Raw genomic sequence first — 23,191 nt, 5'->3', positions numbered from 1 at the left:
GAAAGCCCCTGACCGGGAGTCCCGGTCAGGGGCTTTCTCGTGCCTGGGGGTCAGCGACACGGCGCCGCCGGGCGTCCTCGCCGCGCGGTTGCGCCCGCGCGAAGCACGGGTCAGGCTGGAGACATGTCCGCCACGCTGTCCGACCTCGAGTCCTTCCTCTCCGACGCCCGGGTCGACCCGGCGGTCCTCGAGCTGCGTCCGGACTACCGGGCGCTCCTGGTCGCGGTCAGCGGACTCGCTCCCGCCTCCAGCGACGAGGAGAGCGAGGAGCTGCTGCTCGCCGCCGAGCAGTCCGCCCGCGAGTCGCTGGCCGTGGCACCGGTGCAGGACCTGCCGCACGTCGCCGCCTGGCGCGAGGCCTACCGGGCCTTCGGCGCCAAGCCGCAGCGCACGCGCAACAGCCTGGAGGCGCTGATGCGCCGTGCCGACTCGGGGCTGCCCCGGGTCAACCGGCTCACCGACCTCTACAACGCCGTCTCGGTGCTCCACCAGGTGCCGCTGGGCGGAGAGGACCTGGACCGTTACGCGAGCTCCCCGCAGCTGGTGCGGGCCACCGGCGAGGAGCCCTTCGACACGCTGGCCCAGGGCGAGCCGGTCACCGAGCACCCCGAGCCCGGCGAAGTGGTGTGGCGCGACGCCGAGGGCGTCACCTGCCGCCGGTGGAACTGGCGCCAGGGACGCCGTACGCAGCTGCGGGACGAGACCACGGCGGCGATCTTCATCCTCGACGCGCTCGACCCGATGACGGACGAGCAGCTGCACGCCGCCGCCGACGACCTGCTGACCCACCTGGGCAACGGCGCCTCCGAGCTGGTCAGCGCCCGGCGGCTGCTCGGCCGCTCCGGAGCCTGACCCGGGGAGCAGAGGCCCGGGAGCCTGGCCCCTGGTGAACGTGGCTCAGAGGTAGAGGCCGGTGTCGCCGCCCTCGAGCCGCTCGGCGGCCACGGCGTGGACGTCCCGCTCGCGCATGACGACGTACACCTCGGCGTTGACCTCGACCTCGGCCTTGTCCTCGGCGTCGAAGAGCACCCGGTCCCCCACCTCGACCGCGCGGGCGTGCGGGCCGGTGGCGACCACCTTGGCCCAGCTCAGCCGCCGGGCACCCATGGCCGCGGTCGCCGGGATGACGATGCCGCCGTTGGAGCGTCGCTCTCCCGCCTCCTGGTCGGGCTCGACCAGGATCCGGTCGTGCAGCATCTTGATCGCGGCGCCGCCCCGGCCGCCCGAGAGGTGGCTCGGCTCAGTCACGTGCGATCTTGCGGATCACCGCGAAGAGCAGCACCACGCCCACCACCCCGGCCGCAGCCTTGAGGATGTTGTCGGTGCGCGGGGCGCCCGTGTCGGGATCCACGAAGTGCGCCTTGGTCGAAGCCACCTCGCGGTTCACGATCGTCTTCGGGCTCGCACGGTAGAGCAGCTGGTCGATGGTTCCGGCCAGGCGGTCTCGGGTCATCTCGATCTCGCGCTCGAGCGCGGACACGTCTTGGGTCACTCTGGAAGGCTACCAATGGTGGTGGGGTCGAAGCCGAACGGCAGTTCGAGGCGGTGCCGAGCCATCAGCTCGCGGTCGGTCAGCACGTCGTACGTCGACCCGTCGGCCACCACGACGCCCTCGCTGAGCACCACCGAGCGGGGGCAGAGCTCCAGCGCGTAGGGCAGGTCGTGGGTGACCATCAGCACGGTGATGTCCAGGGAGCGGAGGATGTCGGCGAGCTCGCGCCGGCTGGCCGGGTCGAGGTTGGAGCTGGGCTCGTCGAGCACCAGGATCTCCGGCTGCATGGCCAGCACGGTGGCGACGGCCACCCGCCGGCGCTGGCCGTAGGAGAGGTGGTGCGGGGGCCGGTCGGCGTGCTCGGCCATCCCGACCGCCTCCAGCGCCGCGAGCACCCGGGCTTCCAGCTCCCGGCCGCGCAGCCCGAGGTTCGCCGGCCCGAACGCGACGTCCTGGCGGACGGTGCCGAGGAAGAGCTGGTCGTCGGGGTCCTGGAAGACGATCCCGACCCGGCGACGGATCTCCCCGAGGTTCTTTCCGGCCACCGGCAGCCCGCTGACGGTGACGCTCCCGGCGCCCGCGGTCAGGATCCCGTTGAGGTGGAGCACCAGCGTGGTCTTGCCCGCGCCGTTGGGCCCGAGCAGCGCCACCCGCTCGCCGGCGTGCACGTGCAGGTCGACGCCGAACAGCGCCTGGTGGCCGTCGGGGTAGGCGTGCGCGAGGCCACGGACCTCCAGCACGGGGACGCTCACCGGGGCAGCCGCCCGTCGTACCCGCGGGAGAGCATCGCCAGGTGCACCCGCTCGCCGCGCTCGTAGGAGCGGATGAACAGCGCCCCCAGGGAACGGGCGAGCACCGGCCAGTGGCGCGGCGAACGCGGGTCGACGCCCCGCGACAGCATCGCGGTCCTCATCCGCGCCAGCTCGTCGAGCACCACCTCCAGGTAGCGGACCATGAATCCCATGATCTGCACCAGCAGGTCGGGCATCCGCAGCCGCTCCAGACCGCCGACCACCTCGTGCGGCTCGGTGGTCGCCGCGAGCGTCAGCGCCGCGACCACGCCCAACGTCCCCTTCATCAGCAGGCCCGCGGCGGCGACGAGGCCGGCCTCGGAGAGCGGGAGCCCCAGCACGTCGACCCGCGGGCCGACGGCTACGAAGGGCACGAGGAGGGCGAAGACGACGAACGGCAGCTCGATCACCATCCGCCGGGCCAGGTAGCCCCAGGGCACCCGGGAGGTCGCCACGACCGCCAGCAGCACCAGCGCGTAGCCGGCGAAGACTGGGTAGGCGTCACGCGGGGTGGCGACCACGACCAGCATGAAGACCAGCACCGCGACGATCTTCAGGTGGGCCGGAGCCCGGTGCACCGGGCTGTGACCGTGGTAGTGCAGCAGGTGGCCGTGCCCGGCGCCCACCCCTACTCCCGACTCGAGTCGGGACCGGAACCACGACGCCTGACCACCCAGAAGATCCCGCCCGCGAGGAGCAGCACCGTCCCGGACCCGAGCAGCCCCGCGAGAGCACCGCTGAGCCGGGCGTCCTCGACGCCCTTGACCTGGTAGTCGGCGAGCGGGCCGTCCCCGGCTGCGTGCTCGTCCGCGCTGTCGAGGAAGCCGGTCTGCTCGGCGACGTGCTCGAGCCCGTCGGGGTTGCTGCTGGCGTAGTAGCTCAGCCCGCCGGCGACCAGGAGGGAGACGAGCAGACCGGCCAGCCAGAGCCGGGTGCCGCGCCGACTCCGGACCGGGCGGGGCGAGTCCAGCTGCTCCGTGCTCATCCCTGCATCCCGGAGGGACGGATCTCCAGCGGCCGCGAGCCCAGCAGGGGGCGGGCGCCGTAGACCAGGTCCGGGCGGACCGCGATCACGCTGCCGACCACCAGGAAGGTCACCACCGCCTCGCCGACGCCGATCAGCGTGTGCCAGCCGAGCATCGCGGCGAGCAGCGTGCCCGTGTCCACCGGCGCCGTCCCGCCCACGGCGAAGAGCCCGGTGAAGACCAGCGCGGCCGCCGGGACGCTCACCAGAGCACCGCCGCCGGCGGCGAACGGCACCATCGAGAGCCGCTTCGGCAGGACCGCGCGCAGTCCGGTGAAGACCAGCCAGCCGACCCCGACGGCGACCAGGGAGAGCAGGGTGACGTTGGTGCCCAGGGCGGTGATGCCGCCGTCGGCCATCATCAGCGCCTGCACGACCAGCACCACGGCGACCGCCAGCACCCCCGTCCACGGGCCCACCAGGACCGCCGCCAGGGCGCCGCCCATCAGGTGCCCGCTGGTGCCGGCCCCGACCGGGAAGTTCACCATCTGTCCGGCGAAGACGAAGGTGGCCACGAGCCCGGCCATCGGGGCGGTACGGTCGTCGAGTTCCCGACGAGCCCCGCGCAGGGCCACCGCGATCCCCCCGGCGGCCACCACCCCGGTCACCACCGAGGTGGGTGCGTCGAGGAATCCGTCGGGTACGTGCATACGCTCCACCATGAGCGCACTGCAAACGATTGGCAATAGCCAATTGCACATGACTGGCAACAAGGAGCAGCACAGATGAGCGACCGCCTCACCGTCGGCGACCCGGCCCCCGACTTCACCCTCACCTCCGACACCGGCGAGCAGGTCTCCCTGGCGGACCTGCGCGGCCGGCGCGTGATCGTGTACTTCTACCCCGCCGCGATGACGCCGGGCTGCACCAAGCAGGCGTGCGACTTCACCGACTCCCTCGCCTCGCTGCAGGCCGCGGGCTACGAGGTGGTGGGCATCTCCCCCGACAAGCCGGAGAAGCTGGCGAAGTTCCGCGAGCGGGACGCCCTGACGATCACCCTGCTCTCAGACCCCGACAAGGCGACCATGCAGGCGTACGACGCCTTCGGCGAGAAGAAGCTCTACGGCAAGGTCGTGGAGGGCGTGATCCGCTCCACCGTGGTCGTGGATCCCGAGGGCAACGTCGAGCTCGCGCAGTACAACGTGAAGGCGACCGGCCACGTGGCCAAGCTCCGTCGCGACCTGAAGCTGGACGCCGCCTAGACTGCAGCGGCCGTCGCTCACGCGGCGGCGAACGCCGAAGTGGTGGAACTGGCAGACACGCAGGTTTTAGGTACCTGTGCCTTCGGGTGTGCGGGTTCGAGTCCCGCCTTCGGCACCAGGAGCGGGTGAGCGTCCGCTCTTCCCGGATGTGACCTGAACCACTACGGTCCGGCCATGGACTCCGCGCTGACGACCATCGGTCTGCCGATCGCCCTGGGCATCATCATGTTCGGCCTCGGTCTGGACCTGACCCTCGGCGACTTCCGCCGGGTCGCCCGGACGCCGAAGGCGGTGACGATCGCGCTGGTGTGCCAGCTGGTGCTGATGCCGGCGATCTGCTTCGGACTGGTGGTGGTCTTCGACCTGCCCGCCCTGCTGGGGATCGGCATGCTGCTGCTCGCCGCCTCCCCGGGCGGGACCACCGCAGCGCTGTTCAGCCACCTCTTCCGCGGCGACGTGGCGCTCAACATCTCGCTCACCGCGATCAACTCGGTGGTCGCGGTCTTCACCCTGCCGCTGATCACCGGGGCGGCCATCGCCTTCTACGACCGCCAGGACGAGGTCGCGATGCCGCTGGACGAGATCGTCAAGGTCTTCGCCCTGATCATCCTGCCCGTGGGGCTGGGCATGCTGGTCCGTGACCGGCGTCCCGGGTTCGCCGCGGCGATGGACCGGCCGGTGCGCCTCGGGTCGGCAGTGATCCTCGCCGTCCTGGTGATCGGCATCCTGATCGACCAGCGCGCCGAGGTCGGTGACTACCTGGCCGACATCGGCCTGGTCGCCGCACTCTTCTGCGCCCTCAGCCTGATCGTGGGGTACGCCGTCCCTCGGGCGCTGGGCATCTCCGGCCCCCAGTCGATCTCGTCGTCGATGGAGATCGGGGTGCACAACTCCACCCTGGCGATCTTCGTCGCGGTCGAGGTGCTGGACTCCACGGAGATCTCCGTGCCGGCTGCGGTCTACTCGATCATCATGTTCGTCTTCGCCGCACTCTGGGGCAGCTGGGTCGCGCGGCGGGTGCGGGCCGACGAGCCCGCCCCCGCCGTCGCGGCCTGATCAGCCCAACACGAATCAGCCCAGCACGAATCAACCCAGGACCTGCGCCACCACCGGGGCCAGCGCCCGCAGCGCCCTCCCCCGGTGGGAGATCTCGTCCTTCTCGGCCGGGTCCAGCTCGGCCGAGGTCCGACCGTCCGACGCGTGCTCGTCGGCGACGAAGAGGACGTCGTACCCGAAGCCGCCGGTACCACGGACCTCGCGGATGATCCGGCCGTCCATCCGGCCGTGCAGCACGTGCTCCTCGCCGCCGGGCAGGCAGAGCGCGACCGCACAGGCGAAGTGGGCGCCACGACACTCGTCGGGCACGTCGGCGATCTGGTCGAGCAGCAGCGCGTTGTTGCGCGCGTCCACCTCGGCCCGGTCGCCGCGCGTCCCGCTCCACCGGGCCGAGAGCACACCCGGCATGCCGTTCAGGGCGTCGACGCACAACCCGCTGTCGTCGGCGATCGTCGGTCGGCCCGAGGCCTTGACCCCCGCCCGCGCCTTGACCAGCGCGTTCCCCTCGAAGGTCGGCTGGTCCTCCACCGGCTCGTCGTACGCCGCGACGTCGTCGAGGCCGAGCACCACCACGTCGGGCAGCCACTGCGAGAGGATCCGCTGCATCTCCGCGAGCTTCTTGGCGTTGCGCGAGGCGAGGAAGACCTCAGCCACGGAGGCCTCCCGGGAGCGGCTTGGCGAGCTCCTCGCGCTGGAGCCGGGTCAGGTCGGCGCAGCCCTTCTCCCCCAGGGCGAGCAGCGCGTCCAGCTCGGAGCGCTCGAAGGCGGCACCCTCGGCGGTCCCCTGCACCTCGATGAACTTGCCCTCGCCGGTCATCACGATGTTCATGTCGGTCTCGGCCCGCACATCCTCCTCGTAGGGCAGGTCGAGCCGGGGCACGCCGTCGATGATGCCCACGCTCACCGCGGCGACCGAGCCGGTCAGGGGCTCCCCGGTGAGCGAGCCCGTGGCACGCAGGTGCTCGATGGCGTCCGCCAGGGCGACGTACGCCCCGGTGATCGCGGCGGTGCGCGTGCCGCCGTCGGCCTGCAGGACGTCGCAGTCGAGCTGGATCGTGTTCTCCCCCAGCGCCTGGTAGTCGATCACCGCACGCAGCGACCGGCCGATCAGTCGGGAGATCTCGTGGGTGCGCCCGCCGATCCGGCCCTTGACCGACTCGCGGTCCGAGCGGGTGTTGGTGGCCGAGGGGAGCATCGCGTACTCCGCGGTGACCCAGCCGAGGCCGGAGCCCTTGCGCCAGCGCGGCACGCCGACCGAGGCGGACGCGGCGCAGAGCACCCGGGTGCGGCCGAACTCGACCAGCACCGAGCCGGCCGGGTGGTCCTGCCACCCTCGGGTGAAGCGGATCTCGCGCAGCTCGTCGTCGGCACGCCCGTCGGCGCGGGTCAGGGAGGTCTCAGTCATGGCCACGACCCTAGTCGTGACCACCGACCGGTCCGTCCCTCAGGCGACGTCCTCGGCAGCCGCGCGCAGCAGCTCGGCGAGCCGGTCGTGGTCGCGCAGGATCTCCTGCTCGGGACCGACCACGACCAGAGCGGCGGGTCCCTCGGCGTCGTGACCGTCCTCGCCCGCCTCCGCCTCGCCCTCCGAGCGGGGCAGGGGCCAGGGCAGCGCCAGGCAACCGATGCCGGGTGAGTTCCACGAGCGCTCGACGACGGGCTCGCCGCGTCGCAGGCGGTCCAGCAGGTCGTGCACCTCCTCGGGGCTCCGCGGCGCACCGGCGGCCCGCGTGGGCCACGGGGAGACGTCCAGGTGCGGAGACAGGTCCGCGGGCGGCAGCTGGGCCAGCAGGGCGAGCCCGGCAGCGGTCTCCCACAGGTGGTTCGCCGGCTCGGCGGGAGCCGGCAGCGGGGAGTCCGGCTCCCGGGGCTCCACCGCGAGCGGGTGCGCGCCACTGGTGCGCAGCTGGACCACGGCCGTGGTCTGGCCGGTCTGGTCGCGGAGCCGACGGGCCAGCTGGACGGCCCGGCCGCGCAAGGGGGTGGTGAACGCGCCGGAGGACAGGAGCAGGGCGCGCGGCCCCAGCACGTGCAGGCGGCCGGTCCGCTCGACCCAGCCCTCCTCCAGGAGGGCTCGCAGCACCCGGGAGACCCCGGCCTTGTCCACCTGCAGTCGACGGGCTACCTCGGAGACACCGAGCGGCTCGGTACGCAGCATCTCCAGGATGCGCAGACCGCGGAGCAGGCTGGCAGACATGGCGCCGATCCTAGGCAGAGACCGGCGCCGGGCGTGGCTGAACCCTCACACTCCCGGCGCCGGTGCTCCTGCTACGTCGCTGCCCGGGGCTCGCTACTTGACCTCGGCCTTGAGCAGGCGGAGCCAGCCGAGCACGAACGGGATGACGATCCAGATCAGGGTGGTGCTGCCCAGCTGGGCCCACTCCTCGCCGGAGAGGTCGATGCTGGAGCTGAAGAGCGGCATCTGGGCGGTGGCCAGGTCGATCCAGGGTGCCGCGTCGCGCAGCGCGTCGACCAGGCTGAACAGCAGGTTCATCACGATCGGCAGGCCGAAGAACAGCACGATCGCCGCCGGGGTGTTGAGCAGCAGCAGGCCGTAGGCGAGCCCCTGGAGGATGGTGAACAGCTGCAGCAGGAAGAACGCGGAGCTGTCACCCCACTCGAAGCCGGCGAAGCCGTCGGTCCCGCCCGAGAGCAGGGTGGCGAGGGCACCGAGGACGATCGCCGCCACGAAGGCGCCCGCCCCGAAGATCATGGCGGCCACGGTCTTGGCACCCACCACCCGCGACCGGGACGGCTCGAGGGCGAAGGTCACCATGGCGGTGCGCTGGCTCCACTCGCTGGTGACCAGCAGGATGCCGAGCACCGGGAGCAGCAGCGACTGGGGCGTCGAGGCGGCCGAGAGGTAGTTGCCGAACGTGTGCTCGTCCGAGGCGAAGTAGACGATCGCCATCACCAGGGCGGTGATCACCACGATCGACCCGATCAGCCAGAGCCCGGCCCGGGTGTCGAACGACTTGCGCAGCTCGACCTTCACCAGCCGCGCGAACGGGGTCTTGGGGGTGCCGCTGACGTCGAGGGTCCGCGGCGCGGAGTCGAGGGTGCTCATGCGTGCGCTCCTGTCTGGGGGCCGGTGGAGCCGGCGAGCTGTTCGCGCTGGGTCTGGCCGGTCAGCTCGAGGAACAGGTCCTCGAGACCGCCGCCGGTCTGGTGCAGGTCGGTGAGGACGATGCCCGCCTCGAGGGCGGCCCGGCCCACCACCACGGGCTCGGCGTCGACCCGCAGGCCGTCCCCGGTCGCGGTGACCGTGTGACCGAGCCCCGTCAGCGCCGTCGCGAGCGCCTGGTCGTCGAGGGAGGCGACCTGGGTCGCCGCGCCGCCCCGGCTGGCGAGCAGGGAGCGCTTGTCGCCCTGGGCGAGGATCTTCCCGCGGCCGATCAGCACCATGTCGTCGGCGATCAGCTCGACCTCGTTGAGCAGGTGGCTGGAGAGCAGCACGGTGCCCCCACGCTCGGCGTAGCCGCGCAGCAGGTCGCGCATCCACCGGATGCCCGCCGGGTCGAGCCCGTTGGCCGGCTCGTCCAGGATCAGCACCGAGGGGTCCCCCAGCAGGGCGTGGGCGAGGCCGAGCCGCTGCTTCATGCCGAGGGAGTAGTTGCGCAGGCGGCGCTTGGACTCCTTCGGCGAGAGCGAGACGAGCTCGAGCATCTGGTCCACCCGCGAGGTGGGCAGGCCCATGGTGCTCGCGCCGAGCTGCAGGATCTCCCGGCCGGTGCGGCCCCCGTGCTGGGCGCCCGCGTCGAGCAGCACGCCCACGTGCAGCCCGGGGTTGGGGATGTCGCGGTAGAGCTGCCCGCCGATCGTCGCGCGACCCGCGGTCGGAGCGGTCAGCCCCACCACGATCCGCATCGCCGTGGTCTTGCCGGCACCGTTGGGCCCGAGGAACCCGGTCACCCTCCCCGGCTGGCAGGCGAAGCTCACGTCGTCGACGGCAAGGAAGTCGCCGTACCTTCTGGTCAGTCCCTGGACTTCGATCATGGGAACAGCCTGCCTCAGGCGTCCACCGAATTTCGCCCTCCCCGGGTCGCGTCGCGGCCCTACCTAAGTAGGGGGTGCTGCCCCGACGGCCGGCTCCTGCGCTGCCGGCGACCGCCGCCTAGCCTGTGCTGCGTGCCCCGGCCCGCCCCTTCCGCCTCCCAGCCCCACCAGCCCTCGCTCGGTGTCTGGGACCAGGTCTGGCGCCTGCTGGTGTGCCTGCTCGCCTCGCTGCTGGTCTGGGGCAGCGTGGTGGAGGGACAGTGGGAGGACCACCGCGCGCTGTGGTGGACCGACGTCGTCGTGGGGCTGGCCTCCTACGTGCTCGTGCTGTTCCGGCGGCGCTGGCCGTTGACCGTCGCGCTGCTCACCCAGGTGATGATGATCGGCTCGGGGATCGCGGCCGGCCCGGCGACCCTGTCGGCGGTCTCCCTCGCGACGCACCTGCGGCTCGTGCCGATCGCGGTGACCAGCGTGGCGATGGTCGCTGCCGGGATGGCCTTCCCCCTCGTGCAGCCGTTCGCCGGCAGCAGCCCGTGGTGGCTCGACCTCGCGTTCAACACGGCCGTCACCGTCGCGCTGATGGGCTGGGGGATGTACCTCGGCTCCCGGCGCCAGCTCATCGGCACCCTGCGTGAGCGGGCCGAGCGCGCGGAGACCGAGCAGACGCTGCGCGAGAGCGAGGCCCGGTCGGCCGAGCGGACCCGGATCGCCCGGGAGATGCACGACGTGCTGGCGCACCGGATCTCCCAGATCTCCCTGCAGTCGGGGGCGCTGGCGTTCCGCGACGACCTCGACGCCGACACCCTGCGCGCGGGCGTCGCGGAGATCCGGGAGAAGTCGCACCAGGCCCTCGACGACCTGCGCGGCGTCCTGGGGGTGCTGCGCGACCTCGAGGGCACCGCGCCGGACCGGCCGCTGCCGACGTACGCCGCGGTGCGGGAGCTGGTCGAGGAGGCCTGCGCCGAGGGCACCCCCGTCGTGCTCGAGGACCGGGTGGAGGACCCCGCGCTCGTCCCGGAGGTGTCGGGCCGGGCCGTCTACCGGATCGTGCAGGAAGGGATCACCAACGCCCGCAAGCACGCCCCCGCGGCACGTCTGGAGATCCAGCTGGCCGGAGACCCCGAGCAGGGGCTGAGCCTGCGGTTGAGCAACCGGCTCGGCTTCGCCACGGTGCCCGCCGCGCCAGGGTCGGGGCTGGGGCTGGTCGGCCTCGCCGAGCGCGCCCAGGCCCGCGGAGGTCGGCTCACGCACGGCCGCCAGGGCGACGTCTTCGTCGTGGAGGGGTGGCTGCCGTGGACGACGTGACTCCGCTCGACGTGGTCGTGGTCGACGACGACCCGCTGGTGCGCTCCGCGCTGAGCCTGATGCTCGGCGGCCGGTCCCGGATCCGGGTGGTCGGCGAGGCCGCCGACGGCCAGGCCGGAGTGGCCCTGGTCGAGCGGCTGCGTCCCCACGTGGTGCTGATGGACATCCGGATGCCCGTGCTCAACGGCCTGGAGGCGACGGCCCTCCTGCACGCACGCCCGGACCCGCCGCGGGTGATCGTGCTGACCACCTTCGACGCCGACGAGCACGTGGTCGGCGCCGTGGCGGCCGGCGCCGACGGGTTCCTGCTCAAGGACACCCCTCCGGCGCAGATCGTCGAGGCGATCCACCGGGTCGCCGACGGCGAGGCGATGCTCTCCCCCAGCGCCACCCGGGCGCTGGTCACCCAGGTGCGCGCCCAGGCGCCCGACGACCGCGCCGGGGCGGCCCGGCAGCGGCTGGCCTCACTCACCGCCCGGGAGCAGGACGTGGCCCTGGCCGTGGGCGCCGGGCTCTCCAACGCCGAGATCGCCCGGGCGCTGCACCTGTCGGTGGCCACGGTGAAGGCGCACGTCTCGCGTCTCTTCGAGAAGCTCGAGGTCACCAACCGGGTGCAGATCGCCATCCTGGTGCACGACGCGGGCCTGGCCTGACCACGCTCTTCCGTGCCGGCGGGTGAGTGCTGTCAGAGCTCCAGCACCTGGCCGGCGTACGCCAGCTCCAGCGGCCCGGAGTAGACCTCCTTGGCCTCCTGCAGCGCCACCTCCGGGTCGTGCCACGGCGGCACGTGCGTGAGCAGCAGCCGCCGTACGCCGGCACGCGTGGCCAGCTCGCCGCACTCGCGCCCCGTCAGGTGCAGGTCCGGCGGGTTGACGTCGCCCTCCTGGAACGACGCCTCGGCCAGCAGCACGTCGGCGTCGGCCGAGACCCGGTCCAGCGCCTCGCAGGGGCCGGTGTCGCCCGTGTAGGCCACCACCGTGCCCTGGGTGGCGACCCGCAGGGCGAACGCCGGGACCGGGTGGACCACCGGCACCGCCTGCACCTCGAAGGGGCCGAACCGGAAGGCCTCCCCCCACACGCGGAAGTCGAACTCCCCGGTCATCCCGGACTCCAGCGGCAGGTCGTAGGCCAGCGCCATCCGCTCGGCCGTCCCGGCCGGGCCCCAGACCGGGATCCGCTCCTGCGGGCCCTTCGGGTGGTAGCGGCGCAGCACGTGGTAGCCGCACAGGTCCATGCAGTGGTCGGGGTGCAGGTGACTGAGCAGCACGGCGTCGATCGTGAGCGGGTCCACGTGGCGCTGCAACGCTCCCAGCGCACCGCTGCCCAGGTCCAGCAGCACCCGCCAGGTGCGGCCCTGGTGCTCGGCCTCCAGCAGGTAGCAGCTCGCGGGTGACTCGGGTCCGGGGTAGGACCCCGAGCACCCGACGACGGTGAGCCTCATGCCATCCCTCCCACGAACTGGTGCGCGGTCCTCAGCTCGGGGCCGAGGAACCGTCGTCCGATGGTCTCGAACTCCGAGGCCGTCCCCGTCGTGAGGAACGTGTACGTCGCCTCCCCACCCTCTCGCATCAGGCCCTTGGTCGCCAGCAGCCGGTAGACGTCCTTCGCACATTCCTCCGCGGAGCTGACCAGGGTGACCTGGCCGCCCATCACGTAGGAGATGACCCCGGTGAGCAACGGGTAGTGGGTGCAGCCCAGGATCAGCGTGTCGACGCCCTCGGAGACCAGCGGGTCCAGGTAGCCGTGCGCCGCCTGGAGCAGCTCGTCGCCGCCGGTGATCCCGGCCTCGACGAAGTCCACGAACGAGGGGCACGCCTGGGTGTGCAGTGAGATGTGCGGAGCGGCCGCGAAGGCGTCCTCGTAGGCCATCGACTCGGCGGTGGCCCGGGTGCAGATCACCCCGATCCGGCCGGTCCTGCTGGCGGCGACGGCTCGGCGGGTGGCCGGGTAGATGACCTCGATCACCGGCACGTCGTACCGCTCGCGGGCGTCGCGCAGCATCGCGGCGCTGGCGGAGTTGCACGCGATCACCAGCGCCTTGACGCCCAGGGTGACCAGGTGGTCGAGGCACTCCAGCGCGTACTCGCGCACCTCCCCGATCGGCTTGGCGCCGTAGGGCTGCCGGGCCGTGTCGCCGAAGTAGATGATCGACTCGTGCGGCAGCTGGTCGATCACGGAGCGGGCGACGGTGAGTCCCCCGAAGCCTGAGTCGAAGATGCCGATCGGCGCGTCGACCGGTCCGGGGGGTGGGAGAGACACAAGCGACAAGGCTAGGGGGTCGCCGTCCTGGGGTCACCCACACGCGACCCACGTCACCCATCGCCTGGGTCACACTGGGTGACACTGGGTCACACTGCTCGCCCCGGCCGCCCTGCTCATCTCGGTCACGCGGCGGTGCGGCGCGGGTTACGGTGAGGGAGATGACCTTCCTCGCGCGCACCCGCTCCGGTCCCGGCACTCTCGCGCTCGTCGCCGTCGGCGCCCTCTGCGCCCTGGTGCCGGCCGCCCCGGTCACGCACGGGGCCGCCGGACCCGACGTGGCCCGGGTCCCGCTGGCGGGCGAGCCGTGCGCCGCCGGCACGACCAGCAGCGGACCGGTCACCGACTCGGTGCTCGTGGTCTCGGTCGACGGCCTCAACCCGCACGCGCTGACCCGGCTGGGCCGGGCCGGGACCCCCGCGCTGCACCGGCTCCTCGACGAGGGGGCCGGCACCCTGAACGCGCGCACCGCGGTGGAGCTCACCGTGACGCTGCCCAACCACACCGGCATGGTCACCGGGCGGCGCATCGACGCCGCGCGCGGCGGCCACGGCGTGAACTGGAACGTCGACCGGGCCCGCCCCGCGACCGTGCGGCGGGCCGCCGGCGAGCGGGTCGACTCGGTCTTCACCGCGGTCTCCCGCGCCGGCGGCTCCACCGCCCTGTTCGCCAGCAAGTCCAAGTTCAGCCTCTGGCGGCGGTCCTGGGGCCAGGACCTGGACCGGGTGGTGATCCGGGAGGACAACCAGCAGCTGGTCCGCTCGCTGCTGCGCGACCTGCGGACCCGGGACCGGGACCTGCGCTTCGTGCACCTCTCCGCACCGGACGCCGCCGGCCACCGCCACGGTTTCATGGGCCGCGACTACCTCGACGCGGTACGCGACGTGGACCGGTGGCTGGGCCGGGTGGTGCGTGCGATCGACCGCGACGGCGCCCCCGCCACCACCCTGCTGCTGACCTCCGACCACGGGGGCGGGCGCAGCACCGGCCACTCGCAGCGCAACAAGCCGGCCAACTACCGGGTGCCCTTCCTGGTCCGCGGCCCGGGCGCGGACGCGGGAGCCGACCTCTACGCGCTCAACCCGGCGTACCAGGATCCCGGACGCGGCCGCCCCGGGTACGCCGAGGAGCGGCAGCCGGTGCGCAACGGGATGGTTGCCAACGTGGCGCTGGACCTGCTCGGCCTGCCGCCCGTGCCGGGCAGTGTGCTCGGTGCCGACGAGCGGCTGCTGCTCACCGCTCCGACGGGGTAGGCCACGGATTGAAGCGGCACCCCGCCCGGCCCTTGGACTGCTGCATCATCACCGGGGCGAGCCGTCCGGGAGCCGGGCAGGAGAGGTGCCCGCGGCCCAGCCAGTGGCCGGTCTCGTGGTTGACCACCATGTGCCGGTAGTCGCGCAGGCTGCGCCCGGCGGCGTTCCAGGCCGGGGAGGCGTGCCGCCAGCGGGCCTGGTTGATCACCACGTAGCGCCCGACCCGACAGCTCCAGGTCGCGCTGCACACGCTGGAGAAGCGGGGCACCTCCGAGGGCTCGGCGAGCACCAGGCTCAGGTCCCCACCCCGGTCGACCCGGCGCAGCTCGACGCCGGTGCTGCGCCAGCCCCGCGGGTCGTCGAAGGTCTCCTGGGCCAGCCGGGCAAACTCGCGGACGCCACTGACGGCTCCGCGGGTCTCGACCTGGTAGGTCACGACCCGGCGTACGGGGACCAGGTGCCGCACCGGGGGTGTCGGCCGGGAGACCGCGGTCGCCCAGGACCCTCCGGCCAGCCGCGCCCGGACCTGCACCCGCAGCCTGCTCCCGACGTCCTCGGGACGGATCCGGTACCGGCGCTGCCGGGCACCGGGGATCGGCGTCCCGTCGCGCAGCCAGCGGTAGCGGGTCTCCTCCCGCCGGGGCGTCCAGCGGCCCGGGTGGGCACGCAAGGTGCGTGACCAGCGGGGCTCCCCCAGCACCCGAGGCCTGCGCACCGGCGCGATGCCCGGCTCCTCGGCTCCAGGGTCGGTCTCCGGGCCGGGCTCGGTCCCGGGCGTCTCGGTCGAGCCGGGCGGCCGGTGGGTGGGATCGGGAGCCGGAGCGGGGCTGGGCGACGGGCTGGGCGAGGGTGCGGGCAGGCCGATCAGCGCAGGGTGGACCCCGGGCTGGGCGGACGCGGACTGGGCGGACGCCGAGGTCGCGGCGAGCGGGGGCAGCACCAGCAGGCCGGCCACGAGAGCCGACCTGAGCACCATGGTCCACCGGTCACGCACGCCCCCAGAGTAGGTCGCGACCGGACCGCGGACCAGGTGGCGACCGACACGCCGGTCAGGCCCAGAGCTGCCCGTCCAGCCGGTCCTCGGCCTCGTCGACGGTGCCCTCGTAGGCACCGGTGGAGAGGTACTTCCAGCCGCCGTCGCAGACCACGAAGGCGATGTCCGCGCTCTCGCCGGCCCGGACCGCCTTGGCGGCCTGCGCCATCGCCGCGTGCAGGATCGCCCCGGTCGAGACCCCGGCGAAGATGCCCTCCAGCTCCAGCAGGTCGCGCACCCGGCGCACCGCGTCGCGGGGGCCCACGCTGAACCGGGCGTCGATCAGGGAGGCGTCGTAGAGCTCGGGGACGAAGCCCTCGTCGAGGTTGCGCAGCCCGTAGACCAGCTCGCCGTACCGCGGCTCGGCGGCGACGATGCGCACGTCGGGCTTGGCGCGCCGGAAGAACCGGGAGACCCCCATCAGGGTGCCCGTGGTGCCGAGCCCGGCCACGAAGTGGGTGATCTCCGGGAGGTCGGCCAGCAGCTCGGGGCCGGTCCCCTCCTCGTGCGCCAGCGCGTTCGCCGGGTTGCCGTACTGGTAGAGCATCACCCAGTCCGGGTGCTCGGCAGCCAGCCCCTTGGCCACCCGCACCGCCTCGTTCGACCCCCCGGCGGCGGGCGAGGAGACGATCTCCGCCCCCCACATCTGGAGCAGCTGGCGGCGCTCGACGGAGGTGTTCTCCGGCATCACGCAGACGATCCGGTAGCCCTTGAGCTTGGCCGCCATCGCCAGCGAGATCCCGGTGTTCCCGCTGGTCGGCTCCAGGATGGTGCACCCGGGCCGCAGGGTGCCGTCGGCCTCGGCGACCTCGATCATCTTCAGGGCCGGGCGGTCCTTGATCGAGCCGGTCGGGTTGCGGTCCTCCAGCTTGGCCCACAGACGTACGTCGGGGGACGGCGAGAGCCGCGGCAGGCCGACGAGCGGGGTGTTGCCGACCGAGGCCAGCAGGTTGTCGTGGCGCATGGTCACGAGCCTTTCACGAGCGGTCGGAGCGGGCGGAGCGGAGGGGCAGCTCGGCTCAGCGCAGGAACATCTCGGGGTCGAAGTCGTCGAGCGCGATGATGCGGACCCGCGGCAGCGGGACGTTGAAGGCGGCCACGTCGTCCTCGAGGTCGTGCAGCTCCAGCCCCAGGGCGTCGAACCGGGACGTGGCGTACTCGCGCAGCGCGGCGACGGCGACCCGTCGCCCCCCGCCCAGCAGCGCCTCGAGGTGGTCGGCGAAGTCCGCGTCGTGGCTGACCAGCAGGACGTCGTCGTCGTGGCGCAGCAGCGCCTCCAGCGTGCGCTGGATACCGAGGTCGACGACCTTCTCGTCGGCCCGCCCGGCCAGCGGGATCGGCCGGTAGCCCATCGCCAGCAGCGCCTGGACGAAGGTCTGCGGGAACTGGCCGCTGGTGGCGTTGAGGAAGAACAGTCCGACGACCGGCTGGTCCCACAGCTCCCGGGCGTAGTCGGTGACGCGCTCCCAGCGGGGACGCTCCTCCGGCAACGGTCGTCGGCCCAGGAGGGAGTTGCCCAGGGTGGCGTCGATGTTCTCCCCGTCGACCAGGACGAAGGTGCGCCGACCCGTCACGTCGCTCAGCCGCCGGCGACGGCGGGGAGCACCACGACCTGGTCGCCGTCGTTCAGCTCAGCGTCCAGGCCGCCGATGAAGCGCACGTCCTCGTCGTTGACGTAGACGTTGACGAACCGGCGCAGGTCGGAGCCGTCGAGCAGCCGCTCGGCGAGACCGGGGTGGTTGGCCTCGAGGTCGTCGATGAGCGCCTTGAGCGTCTCGCCCTGGCCGTTCACCGCCTTCTCGCCTCCGGTGTAGGTACGCAGGATGGTGGGGATGCGGACCTCGATGGCCATCAGTCGTTGCTCCTCGGTGTGGATGCCTGGGTGGGCGGACCGTCGGGCGCCGGGTCCTCGGACGAGGTGGCGCCCTCGACGACGACGACCTCTTCCTCGGTCACCTCGCCGTTCACGATCCTGTAGGACCTGAACTCCACCGGGCCGTCGTTATTCCCGTGCTCGCGGGTGCTCACCAGGACGTAGTGGGCGCCGGGCTCGCTGGCCAGGCCGATGTCGGTGCGGCTCGGGTAGGCCTCGGTGGCGGTGTGGGAGTGGTAGACGACGACCGGTTCCTCGTCGTTGTCCCACATCTCCTTGTAGAGCGCCAGCAGCTCGGTGGAGTCGAACTCGTAGAACGTCGGGCTCCCGGCGGCGTTGACCATCTCCACCAGCCGCTCGGGCCGGTCGCTGCCCTCGGGGCCGGCGACGACCCCGCAGGCCTCGTCGGGGTGGTCCCGCTTGGCGTGGGCGACGATGGCGTCGCGGATCTGCCGGCTGATGGTCAACACGTCCCGCATCCTAAGACGCGGCCGGTCGAGCCGCGCCTCCTGTCTCACCCGCCCGACCCGTCTCGTGACCCTCCTCACCGCGACGGTCTCGGTGTGCGGCGCGGGCGAGGCCGCCCGGGTCGGGTGACCGATCGGCGACGCCCCTGACGCCACGGGGGTTCCCGGGTTAGCGTGGACCGTGCCCCCGGACTCCGCGCCTCGTCGCCCTCACCCGCCCCGCACCAGTCGCGCCGTCCGCACCGGCCTGCTCGCCGCTGCCACCGTGCTCTCCGCGGGAGCCGCCACACTGCCGGGTCTGCTGCCGGCCACCGCCTCGGCGTCCCCCGTCCCCAGCGACCAGGTCTCCGCCCGGCCCGCGGCAGGGAGCACGACGGCGTCCGGCGCGACCAGGGCGACCAAGGCGACCAGGGGGGTGGTGGTTGCCCGCCGCGCCCGGATCACGGTCAAGGCCCCGCGGTCGGCCGCTGCCGGTAGCCGCTTCACCCTGCGCGGGACCGTGCGCGCCGGGTCGGGCGTGCGCGTGGTCACGGTGACCGAGAAGCGCGGCGCGCGCTGGAAGAAGGTCGGTCGCGACCGCACGAACCGCAGGGGTGCCTTCTCGGTGAAGGTCCGGGCGGGCGGCAAGGAGCGGACCCGCACCTTCCGGGTGCAGGCCAGCGCGCGCGGGCGGGTGCTCGCCCGGGCCCGGGTCAAGGTCCGGGTGCAGGCGCCGACGACGGTGACCACGACGTGGCCAGCCGCCACCGCCCCGTGGGGCGCGCCGGTCACGGTCACCGGCGTGGTCTCCGCCGCCGACCTGGCCGGCCGCACGGCTCGCCTCCAGCTGAAGCTGCCCACCGGGTGGCGCCAGGTGTCCAGCACCCCGGTGGCCGCGGACGGCTCCTTCGCCCTGGCCGCCCCCTCGGACTGGCTCTACTCGACCAGGCTCCGGGTCCTGGTGCCGGCGGGCGGGGGCAGCTCGGAGGGCCGCTCGGCCCCCTGGGGCCTGACGATCACCCCGACCTGGGCACCGCCGGGCTCCCCCCGCGACTGGACCGAGCTCAACGAGACTCCCCTGCGCTACGACCCGTGCCAGGTGATCGCCTACCGGACGAACCTCGACGCCGCCCCGCCCGGTGCCGCCGAGGCCCTCACCGAGGCGCTGCGCCAGGTGAGCCTGGCCACCGGCCTGCGCTTCCAGCACCTGGGTGCCACGACGGCGCTGTTCGACGGCGAGGGCGCGAACGCGGCGTACCCCAAGGACGCGACGCTGATCGTGGGCTTCGGCACCGCCACCCAGACCCGGGCGCCGTTCGACACCGGCCCCACCATCGGCTGGGGCGGCTCCGCCCACGGGGTTCGCGCCCGCAGCGCGACGCTGGGTCAGGTGTGGCGGATCGTGCAGGGCGGGGCGGTGCTCAAGGCCGACCACGCCTGGACTCCCGGCTCCATGCTCGAGGCCCTCACCCACGAGGTCGGCCACGCGGTGGGGCTCGGGCACGCCGACATGCCCGACCAGCTGATGTATCCGGTGTCCGAGGGCGCCAACCCGGTCTGGGGAGCCGGGGACCTCACCGGGCTGCGCTCGGCGGGGCTGCTGTCCGGGTGCCTGCGACCGGCGCGGGCGAGCGGCGACGGGGACCGGTTCCCCGGCGTGGTCGCCCTGCCCTGACCAGAGGAGGCCTGACCAGAGGGCCTGACCCGGAGCACCTGACCGGACCTGGCCCGGCGCCTGGTCCTCGGGTCAGGTGAGGGACTCGACCAGGGTCTCCTGCAGGTAGCCGACCCACTCGTAGATGTCGTGGGCCTGCGTGCGCGGGTCGTCCTCGGGCAGCGACTCCCAGTAGCCCTCGTCCCCCTCCTCGACCTCCAGCCGGGTGGCCAGGGCGAGCCGGATGTCGTTGAGCGCGCGCAGCCAGTCCTGCGCCTGGGCGGGCTCGAGCTCGACGTCGATCATCAGCCCGTCCTCGTCGAGCTCGGGCGGCAGCCCGGCCTCCTCGAGGGTCTCGATCAGCACCACCGCGGTGCGGGCCTTGCCGTCACGCAGCGCGGCCTCGGTGTAGCGACGGAACTCCGCCGCCGCATCGTCGTCGTCGCGGTAGGCGGTCGGGAAGAAGCGCAGCAGCACCGGGTCCTCGGGCTCGCTGGTCGGCCCCGAGAAGTCGAGCATCGCCTCCAGCGGGTCCACCTCGCTCGCCGGCTCCGCCCGCTCGTTGCGCAGCAGCTCAACGACCTGGGCGGACAGGGAGCGCAGCAGGTCGGCCTCGAGGCCGGTGAAGTTGGCGATGGTCCGGCCGCTGCGCCGGTGCCGGGTGAAGCCGCTCATGCCGAGCGCTCCATCGTGGCCCACAGCCCGTACTCGTGCATCGCCTGGACGTCGCGCTCCATCTCCTCGCGGCTTCCGGTGCTCACCACCGACCTGCCGTCGTGGTGGACCTCCAGCATCAGCTTCTCGGCCTTCTTCTTGTCGTACCCGAAGTAGGTGCGGAAGACGTAGGTGACATAGGACATGAGGTTGACCGGATCGTTCCAGACGATCGTCACCCAGGCCTTGTCCAGCAGGGTCGACTCGTCGGCGGTCAGGTCGGGTTCAACCTCGACGGGGCTCGCGGCGGACACGCCCTCATCGTGGCACAGTGACTGCTGTGACCGCCCGCACCCCCGTCGACCTGCCCTCCTCGGCCCTGCTCACCGACCACTACGAGCTCACCATGCTGCAGGCCTCGCTGGCCTCCGGCACGTGGCAGCGGCGCTCGGTCTTCGAGCTCTTCAGCCGGCGTCTGCCGGAGGGCCGCCGGTACGGCGTCGTGGCCGGCGTCGGCCGCGCGCTCGACCTGGTCGAGCGGTTCCGGTTCGACGACCACGTCCTGGGGATCCTGGACGAGGAGCGCGTGGTCGACGAGCAGACCCTCGCCTGGCTGGCCGACTACGAGTTCACCGGCGACATCTGGGGCTACCCGGAGGGCGAGGTCTACTTCCCCTACTCCCCCCTGCTGGTGGTGGAGTCGACGTTCGCCGAGGCGGTGCTGCTGGAGACCTTGCTGCTCTCGGTCTACAACCACGACTCCGCGATCGCCTCCGCCGGCTCCCGGATGACCTGGGCCGCCCAGGGACGCCCGTGCATCGAGATGGGCTCGCGGCGTACCCACGAGGAGGCGGCGGTCGCGGCCGCGCGGGCGGCGTACGTCGCGGGGTTCGACGCCACCTCCAACCTCGCCGCCCGGGAGCGCTACCAGATCCCCACCACCGGCACCTCCGCGCACAGCTTCACCCTCCTGCACGACAGCGAGGAGGATGCGTTCCGGGCACAGGTCACCTCGCTGGGGCGTGGCACGACCCTGCTGGTCGACACGTACGACGTGGCCGAGGCGGTCCGGCTGGCGGTGGAGGTGGCCGGCCCGGAGCTCGGCGCCGTCCGGCTGGACTCCGGGGACCTGGGGGTGCTGGCCCACCAGGTGCGGGCCCAGCTCGACGCGCTCGGCGCGACGGGCACCAAGATCGTGGTCACCAGCGACCTGGACGAGTACGCGATCGCCGCACTCGCCTCCGCGCCGGTGGACGGCTACGGCGTCGGCACCCAGCTGGTGACCGGCTCCGGGCACCCCACCAGCGGTTTCGTCTACAAGCTGGTGAGCCGGGCCGACGAGCAGGGCCGGATGCTCCCGGTGGCCAAGAAGAGCAAGGACAAGGCGTCGGTGGGCGGACGCAAGTACGCCCTGCGCCAGCTCTCCCCCGAGGGCGTCGCCCAGGCCGAGGTGGTCGGGATCGGCGCCGAGCCGGTCGACGACGGGGACGACCGCTCGCTCCTGGTGCCGTTGGTGCGCGAGGGCGAGGTCGTGGGCCGCGAGAGCCTGGACGCCGCCCGGCAGCGCCACCTAACCAGCCGGGAGGAGCTGCCGCTGCCGGCCCGCATGCTGAGCAAGGGGCAGCCGGTGATCCCCACGGTCCACCTGGACTCTTGACCCGCCCGTCCCCACGAATCCCCGCCTGTGCGGGGTTGTGCGTGGTTGGCACGTGGTGCAACACCCGCCAACCTCCGCGATCCCCGGCTGAGCGGGGATCCCGACAGGGGGCGCGGCCGCGGCGTAGCCTCTCGCCATGACCCGAGCACTCATCGTCGTGGACGTGCAGAACGACTTCTGTGAGGGCGGCTCCCTCGCGGTGACCGGAGGCGCACGCGTGGCCGCCGAGATCTCCACGCTGATCGGGGCCTGGCAGGCGAAGTCGGCCGACGCGCCGGCGTACTCGCACGTCGTCGCCACCAAGGACCACCACGTCGACCCCGGGGCGCACTGGTCCCGCGAGCCCGACTTCGTGGACTCCTGGCCGGTGCACTGCGAGGTCGGCACCGACGGGGAGGCGTTCCACCCCAACCTCGACCCGCAGCCCTTCGACGCGGTCTTCCTCAAGGGCCGGTACGCCGCGGCGTACTCGGGGTTCGAGGGACAGACGGCGGCGGGGTCCGCCCTGGGCGACTGGCTGCGCGAGCACCAGGTGACCGAGGTGGACGTGTGCGGGATCGCGACCGACCACTGCGTGCGGGCCACTGCGCTGGACGCCGTGACGCAGGGGTTCGCCACCCGGGTGCTGGTCGACCTCTGCGCCGGGGTGGCCCCGGGGACCACCGAGTCCGCGCTCGCCACGATGTCCGGGGCGGGGATCGACCTTGTCTGACCTCCAGGTCGCCGTCGAGGACGGCGCGCTGCGGGTCCGTTTCGCCCGGCCCGAGGTGCACAACGCCCTGAGCGCCGAGATGGTCGAGGAGCTCACCGCCCTGCTGGAGGGCCTGCCTCGGCGCGACGACGTCCGGGTGGTGCTGCTGACCGGCAGCGGCCGCTCCTTCAGCTCCGGGGCAGACCTCTCCGGCCCCGACGCCCACCGTCACCTCGACGTCCGCGCAGTCGACCAGGCCAACCGCCTGGTTCGGGCGATCGTCCACGCCGACCAGCCGGTGGTCGCCGCGGTCGACGGCGTGGCGGCCGGGTTCGGCTGCTCGCTCGCCCTGGCCTGCGACCTGGTGGTCGCCAGTGCCCGCTCGACCTTCCTGCTCGCCTTCGCCCGGGTCGGGCTGATGCCGGACGGCGGCGCCACCGCCACCGTGACCGCCGCGGTGGGGCGGGCCCGGGCGATGCGGATGGGGCTGCTCGGCGAGGCGTTGAGCGCGGCCGAGGCGTACGCGGCCGGGCTGGTCAGCCACCTGGTCGAGGACGCCGACCACCCGCGGGAGGTCGACGCGATCCTCCGGCGGTTGGCCGGCGGGGCTCCCCTGGCCCAGGCCGCCACCAAGCGCGCGGTCAACGCCGCGGCGCTGGAGCGGCTCGAGCCCGCCCTGGAGGCGGAGCGGCGCGGCCAGTCCCTGCTGCTGCGCACCGAGGACGCGGCCGAGGGGATGCGCGCCTTCGCCGAGAAGCGGCCGGCAGAGTTCCGCGGCCGCTGACCCGGCCCGTCGCCGGCTCAG

The 23,191-nt window shown here is 73.1% G+C and carries 30 protein-coding genes and 1 tRNA gene; 11 read left to right on the top strand and 20 right to left on the bottom strand.

The window, feature by feature from the left end; translation table 11 throughout:
* Window positions 1–123: 123 nt before the first annotated feature.
* Window positions 124–852, top strand: a complete 729-nt coding sequence (locus H8838_RS06500) for a B3/B4 domain-containing protein (protein WP_181310352.1) — start codon at window positions 124–126, stop codon at window positions 850–852.
* A gap of 45 nt (window positions 853–897) precedes the next feature.
* On the opposite strand, the gene H8838_RS06495 is transcribed toward H8838_RS06500, so the two are convergent.
* The 6 genes from H8838_RS06495 to H8838_RS06470 are packed head-to-tail and all read right to left on the bottom strand — an operon-like array spanning window position 898 to window position 3,957.
* A complete protein-coding gene (locus H8838_RS06495) occupies window positions 898–1,197 on the bottom strand; it encodes a GroES family chaperonin (RefSeq protein ID WP_181310828.1) in 300 nt (99 codons plus the stop codon).
* A gap of 43 nt (window positions 1,198–1,240) precedes the next feature.
* Complete coding sequence (locus H8838_RS06490; protein ID WP_181310351.1) at window positions 1,241–1,492, bottom strand: DUF3618 domain-containing protein; 252 nt, start codon at window positions 1,490–1,492, stop codon at window positions 1,241–1,243.
* Complete coding sequence (locus tag H8838_RS06485) at window positions 1,489–2,244, bottom strand: energy-coupling factor ABC transporter ATP-binding protein (protein ID WP_181310350.1); 756 nt, start codon at window positions 2,242–2,244, stop codon at window positions 1,489–1,491. Before H8838_RS06485 ends, H8838_RS06490 begins: the two co-directional genes overlap by 4 nt.
* Entirely contained in the window at window positions 2,241–2,909 is a 669-nt protein-coding gene (gene cbiQ / locus H8838_RS06480) for a cobalt ECF transporter T component CbiQ (protein ID WP_181310349.1), read from the bottom strand. The genes H8838_RS06485 and cbiQ overlap by 4 nt, the downstream gene beginning before the upstream one ends.
* 2 nt (window positions 2,910–2,911) lie before the next feature.
* The gene (locus H8838_RS06475; RefSeq protein WP_181310348.1) at window positions 2,912–3,268 is read right to left on the bottom strand and encodes a PDGLE domain-containing protein; all 357 of its coding nucleotides are present in this window, start codon (window positions 3,266–3,268) and stop codon (window positions 2,912–2,914) included.
* On the bottom strand, window positions 3,265–3,957 hold the full coding sequence (locus H8838_RS06470; protein ID WP_185995073.1) for an energy-coupling factor ABC transporter permease: 693 nt from the start codon (window positions 3,955–3,957) through the stop codon (window positions 3,265–3,267). Before H8838_RS06470 ends, H8838_RS06475 begins: the two co-directional genes overlap by 4 nt.
* A gap of 75 nt (window positions 3,958–4,032) precedes the next feature.
* On the opposite strand from H8838_RS06470, the gene bcp reads away from it, so the two are divergent.
* From bcp to H8838_RS06455, 3 genes are all read left to right on the top strand, one after another.
* A complete protein-coding gene (gene bcp, locus H8838_RS06465; RefSeq protein WP_185995074.1) occupies window positions 4,033–4,509 on the top strand; it encodes a thioredoxin-dependent thiol peroxidase in 477 nt (158 codons plus the stop codon).
* 33 nt (window positions 4,510–4,542) lie between these two features.
* A tRNA-Leu gene (locus H8838_RS06460) sits at window positions 4,543–4,627 on the top strand.
* A gap of 56 nt (window positions 4,628–4,683) precedes the next feature.
* Window positions 4,684–5,565 (top strand): bile acid:sodium symporter family protein, encoded by an 882-nt coding sequence (locus H8838_RS06455; RefSeq protein WP_185995075.1) that lies wholly within the window; start codon window positions 4,684–4,686, stop codon window positions 5,563–5,565.
* Between the two features lie 30 nt (window positions 5,566–5,595).
* Here the strand turns inward: H8838_RS06455 and rdgB are convergent, their stop codons facing one another.
* From rdgB to H8838_RS06430, 5 genes are all read right to left on the bottom strand, one after another.
* A complete protein-coding gene (gene rdgB, locus H8838_RS06450; RefSeq protein WP_185995076.1) occupies window positions 5,596–6,219 on the bottom strand; it encodes an RdgB/HAM1 family non-canonical purine NTP pyrophosphatase in 624 nt (207 codons plus the stop codon).
* Window positions 6,212–6,970 carry a ribonuclease PH gene (gene rph / locus H8838_RS06445; protein WP_181310343.1) on the bottom strand — a complete coding sequence of 253 codons (759 nt, stop codon included), beginning with the start codon at window positions 6,968–6,970 and terminating at the stop codon, window positions 6,212–6,214. Before rph ends, rdgB begins: the two co-directional genes overlap by 8 nt.
* Before the next feature lie 39 nt (window positions 6,971–7,009).
* Window positions 7,010–7,762, bottom strand: a complete 753-nt coding sequence (locus H8838_RS06440; protein ID WP_181310342.1) for a helix-turn-helix domain-containing protein — start codon at window positions 7,760–7,762, stop codon at window positions 7,010–7,012.
* Between the two features lie 93 nt (window positions 7,763–7,855).
* Entirely contained in the window at window positions 7,856–8,632 is a 777-nt protein-coding gene (locus H8838_RS06435; RefSeq protein ID WP_181310341.1) for an ABC transporter permease, read from the bottom strand.
* Window positions 8,629–9,561: an ABC transporter ATP-binding protein gene (locus tag H8838_RS06430; protein ID WP_181310340.1), complete on the bottom strand. Its 933-nt coding sequence runs from the start codon at window positions 9,559–9,561 to the stop codon at window positions 8,629–8,631. The genes H8838_RS06435 and H8838_RS06430 overlap by 4 nt, the downstream gene beginning before the upstream one ends.
* Window positions 9,562–9,693: 132 nt before the next feature.
* On the opposite strand from H8838_RS06430, the gene H8838_RS06425 reads away from it, so the two are divergent.
* Both H8838_RS06425 and H8838_RS06420 read left to right on the top strand, forming a co-directional pair.
* Window positions 9,694–10,866 carry a sensor histidine kinase gene (locus H8838_RS06425; RefSeq protein WP_224766431.1) on the top strand — a complete coding sequence of 391 codons (1,173 nt, stop codon included), beginning with the start codon at window positions 9,694–9,696 and terminating at the stop codon, window positions 10,864–10,866.
* Window positions 10,854–11,519: a response regulator gene (locus H8838_RS06420; RefSeq protein ID WP_224766430.1), complete on the top strand. Its 666-nt coding sequence runs from the start codon at window positions 10,854–10,856 to the stop codon at window positions 11,517–11,519. The genes H8838_RS06425 and H8838_RS06420 overlap by 13 nt, the downstream gene beginning before the upstream one ends.
* 32 nt (window positions 11,520–11,551) lie before the next feature.
* Here the strand turns inward: H8838_RS06420 and H8838_RS06415 are convergent, their stop codons facing one another.
* Window positions 11,552–12,307, bottom strand: a complete 756-nt coding sequence (locus H8838_RS06415; RefSeq protein ID WP_185995077.1) for an MBL fold metallo-hydrolase — start codon at window positions 12,305–12,307, stop codon at window positions 11,552–11,554.
* The gene (gene murI, locus H8838_RS06410; protein ID WP_219923982.1) at window positions 12,304–13,134 is read right to left on the bottom strand and encodes a glutamate racemase; all 831 of its coding nucleotides are present in this window, start codon (window positions 13,132–13,134) and stop codon (window positions 12,304–12,306) included. The genes H8838_RS06415 and murI overlap by 4 nt, the downstream gene beginning before the upstream one ends.
* A gap of 152 nt (window positions 13,135–13,286) precedes the next feature.
* Here murI and H8838_RS06405 point away from each other — a divergent pair, with 152 nt between their 5' ends.
* Complete coding sequence (locus tag H8838_RS06405) at window positions 13,287–14,378, top strand: alkaline phosphatase family protein (RefSeq protein WP_185995078.1); 1,092 nt, start codon at window positions 13,287–13,289, stop codon at window positions 14,376–14,378.
* Here the strand turns inward: H8838_RS06405 and H8838_RS06400 are convergent.
* The 5 genes from H8838_RS06400 to H8838_RS06380 are packed head-to-tail and all read right to left on the bottom strand — an operon-like array spanning window position 14,359 to window position 17,763.
* A complete protein-coding gene (locus H8838_RS06400) occupies window positions 14,359–15,372 on the bottom strand; it encodes a DUF3152 domain-containing protein (RefSeq protein ID WP_185995079.1) in 1,014 nt (337 codons plus the stop codon). The genes H8838_RS06405 and H8838_RS06400 overlap by 20 nt on opposite strands.
* A 55-nt stretch (window positions 15,373–15,427) precedes the next feature.
* The gene (locus H8838_RS06395) at window positions 15,428–16,375 is read right to left on the bottom strand and encodes a PLP-dependent cysteine synthase family protein (RefSeq protein ID WP_181310335.1); all 948 of its coding nucleotides are present in this window, start codon (window positions 16,373–16,375) and stop codon (window positions 15,428–15,430) included.
* A gap of 55 nt (window positions 16,376–16,430) precedes the next feature.
* The gene (locus tag H8838_RS06390) at window positions 16,431–16,985 is read right to left on the bottom strand and encodes an NYN domain-containing protein (protein WP_224766429.1); all 555 of its coding nucleotides are present in this window, start codon (window positions 16,983–16,985) and stop codon (window positions 16,431–16,433) included.
* Window positions 16,986–16,990: 5 nt separating this feature from the next.
* Window positions 16,991–17,263 (bottom strand): MoaD family protein, encoded by a 273-nt coding sequence (locus H8838_RS06385; protein ID WP_181310334.1) that lies wholly within the window; start codon window positions 17,261–17,263, stop codon window positions 16,991–16,993.
* Window positions 17,263–17,763 carry a Mov34/MPN/PAD-1 family protein gene (locus tag H8838_RS06380; RefSeq protein WP_181310333.1) on the bottom strand — a complete coding sequence of 167 codons (501 nt, stop codon included), beginning with the start codon at window positions 17,761–17,763 and terminating at the stop codon, window positions 17,263–17,265. The genes H8838_RS06385 and H8838_RS06380 overlap by 1 nt, the downstream gene beginning before the upstream one ends.
* Before the next feature lie 169 nt (window positions 17,764–17,932).
* Here H8838_RS06380 and H8838_RS06375 point away from each other — a divergent pair, with 169 nt between their 5' ends.
* The gene (locus tag H8838_RS06375) at window positions 17,933–19,405 is read left to right on the top strand and encodes a matrixin family metalloprotease (protein ID WP_185995080.1); all 1,473 of its coding nucleotides are present in this window, start codon (window positions 17,933–17,935) and stop codon (window positions 19,403–19,405) included.
* A gap of 72 nt (window positions 19,406–19,477) precedes the next feature.
* On the opposite strand, the gene H8838_RS06370 is transcribed toward H8838_RS06375, so the two are convergent.
* Together H8838_RS06370 and clpS are read right to left on the bottom strand one after the other, a co-directional pair.
* Window positions 19,478–20,059: a DUF2017 domain-containing protein gene (locus H8838_RS06370; protein ID WP_181310331.1), complete on the bottom strand. Its 582-nt coding sequence runs from the start codon at window positions 20,057–20,059 to the stop codon at window positions 19,478–19,480.
* The gene (gene clpS / locus H8838_RS06365; protein WP_181310330.1) at window positions 20,056–20,352 is read right to left on the bottom strand and encodes an ATP-dependent Clp protease adapter ClpS; all 297 of its coding nucleotides are present in this window, start codon (window positions 20,350–20,352) and stop codon (window positions 20,056–20,058) included. The genes H8838_RS06370 and clpS overlap by 4 nt, the downstream gene beginning before the upstream one ends.
* Window positions 20,353–20,369: 17 nt before the next feature.
* Here clpS and H8838_RS06360 point away from each other — a divergent pair, with 17 nt between their 5' ends.
* From H8838_RS06360 to H8838_RS06350, 3 genes are all read left to right on the top strand, one after another.
* The gene (locus tag H8838_RS06360; protein ID WP_397181885.1) at window positions 20,370–21,695 is read left to right on the top strand and encodes a nicotinate phosphoribosyltransferase; all 1,326 of its coding nucleotides are present in this window, start codon (window positions 20,370–20,372) and stop codon (window positions 21,693–21,695) included.
* Window positions 21,696–21,831: 136 nt separating this feature from the next.
* Window positions 21,832–22,407 carry an isochorismatase family protein gene (locus H8838_RS06355; RefSeq protein WP_181310329.1) on the top strand — a complete coding sequence of 192 codons (576 nt, stop codon included), beginning with the start codon at window positions 21,832–21,834 and terminating at the stop codon, window positions 22,405–22,407.
* A complete protein-coding gene (locus H8838_RS06350; protein ID WP_181310328.1) occupies window positions 22,400–23,170 on the top strand; it encodes an enoyl-CoA hydratase-related protein in 771 nt (256 codons plus the stop codon). Before H8838_RS06355 ends, H8838_RS06350 begins: the two co-directional genes overlap by 8 nt.
* The last annotated feature ends 21 nt before the right edge of the window (window positions 23,171–23,191 follow it).

Origin of the sequence: Nocardioides campestrisoli, assembly GCF_013624435.2 — a bacterium.
Lineage (GTDB): Bacteria > Actinomycetota > Actinomycetes > Propionibacteriales > Nocardioidaceae > Nocardioides > Nocardioides campestrisoli.
The sequence above is the reverse complement of the archived record's forward strand: the minus strand, read 5'-3'. Positions and strand labels throughout refer to the sequence as shown.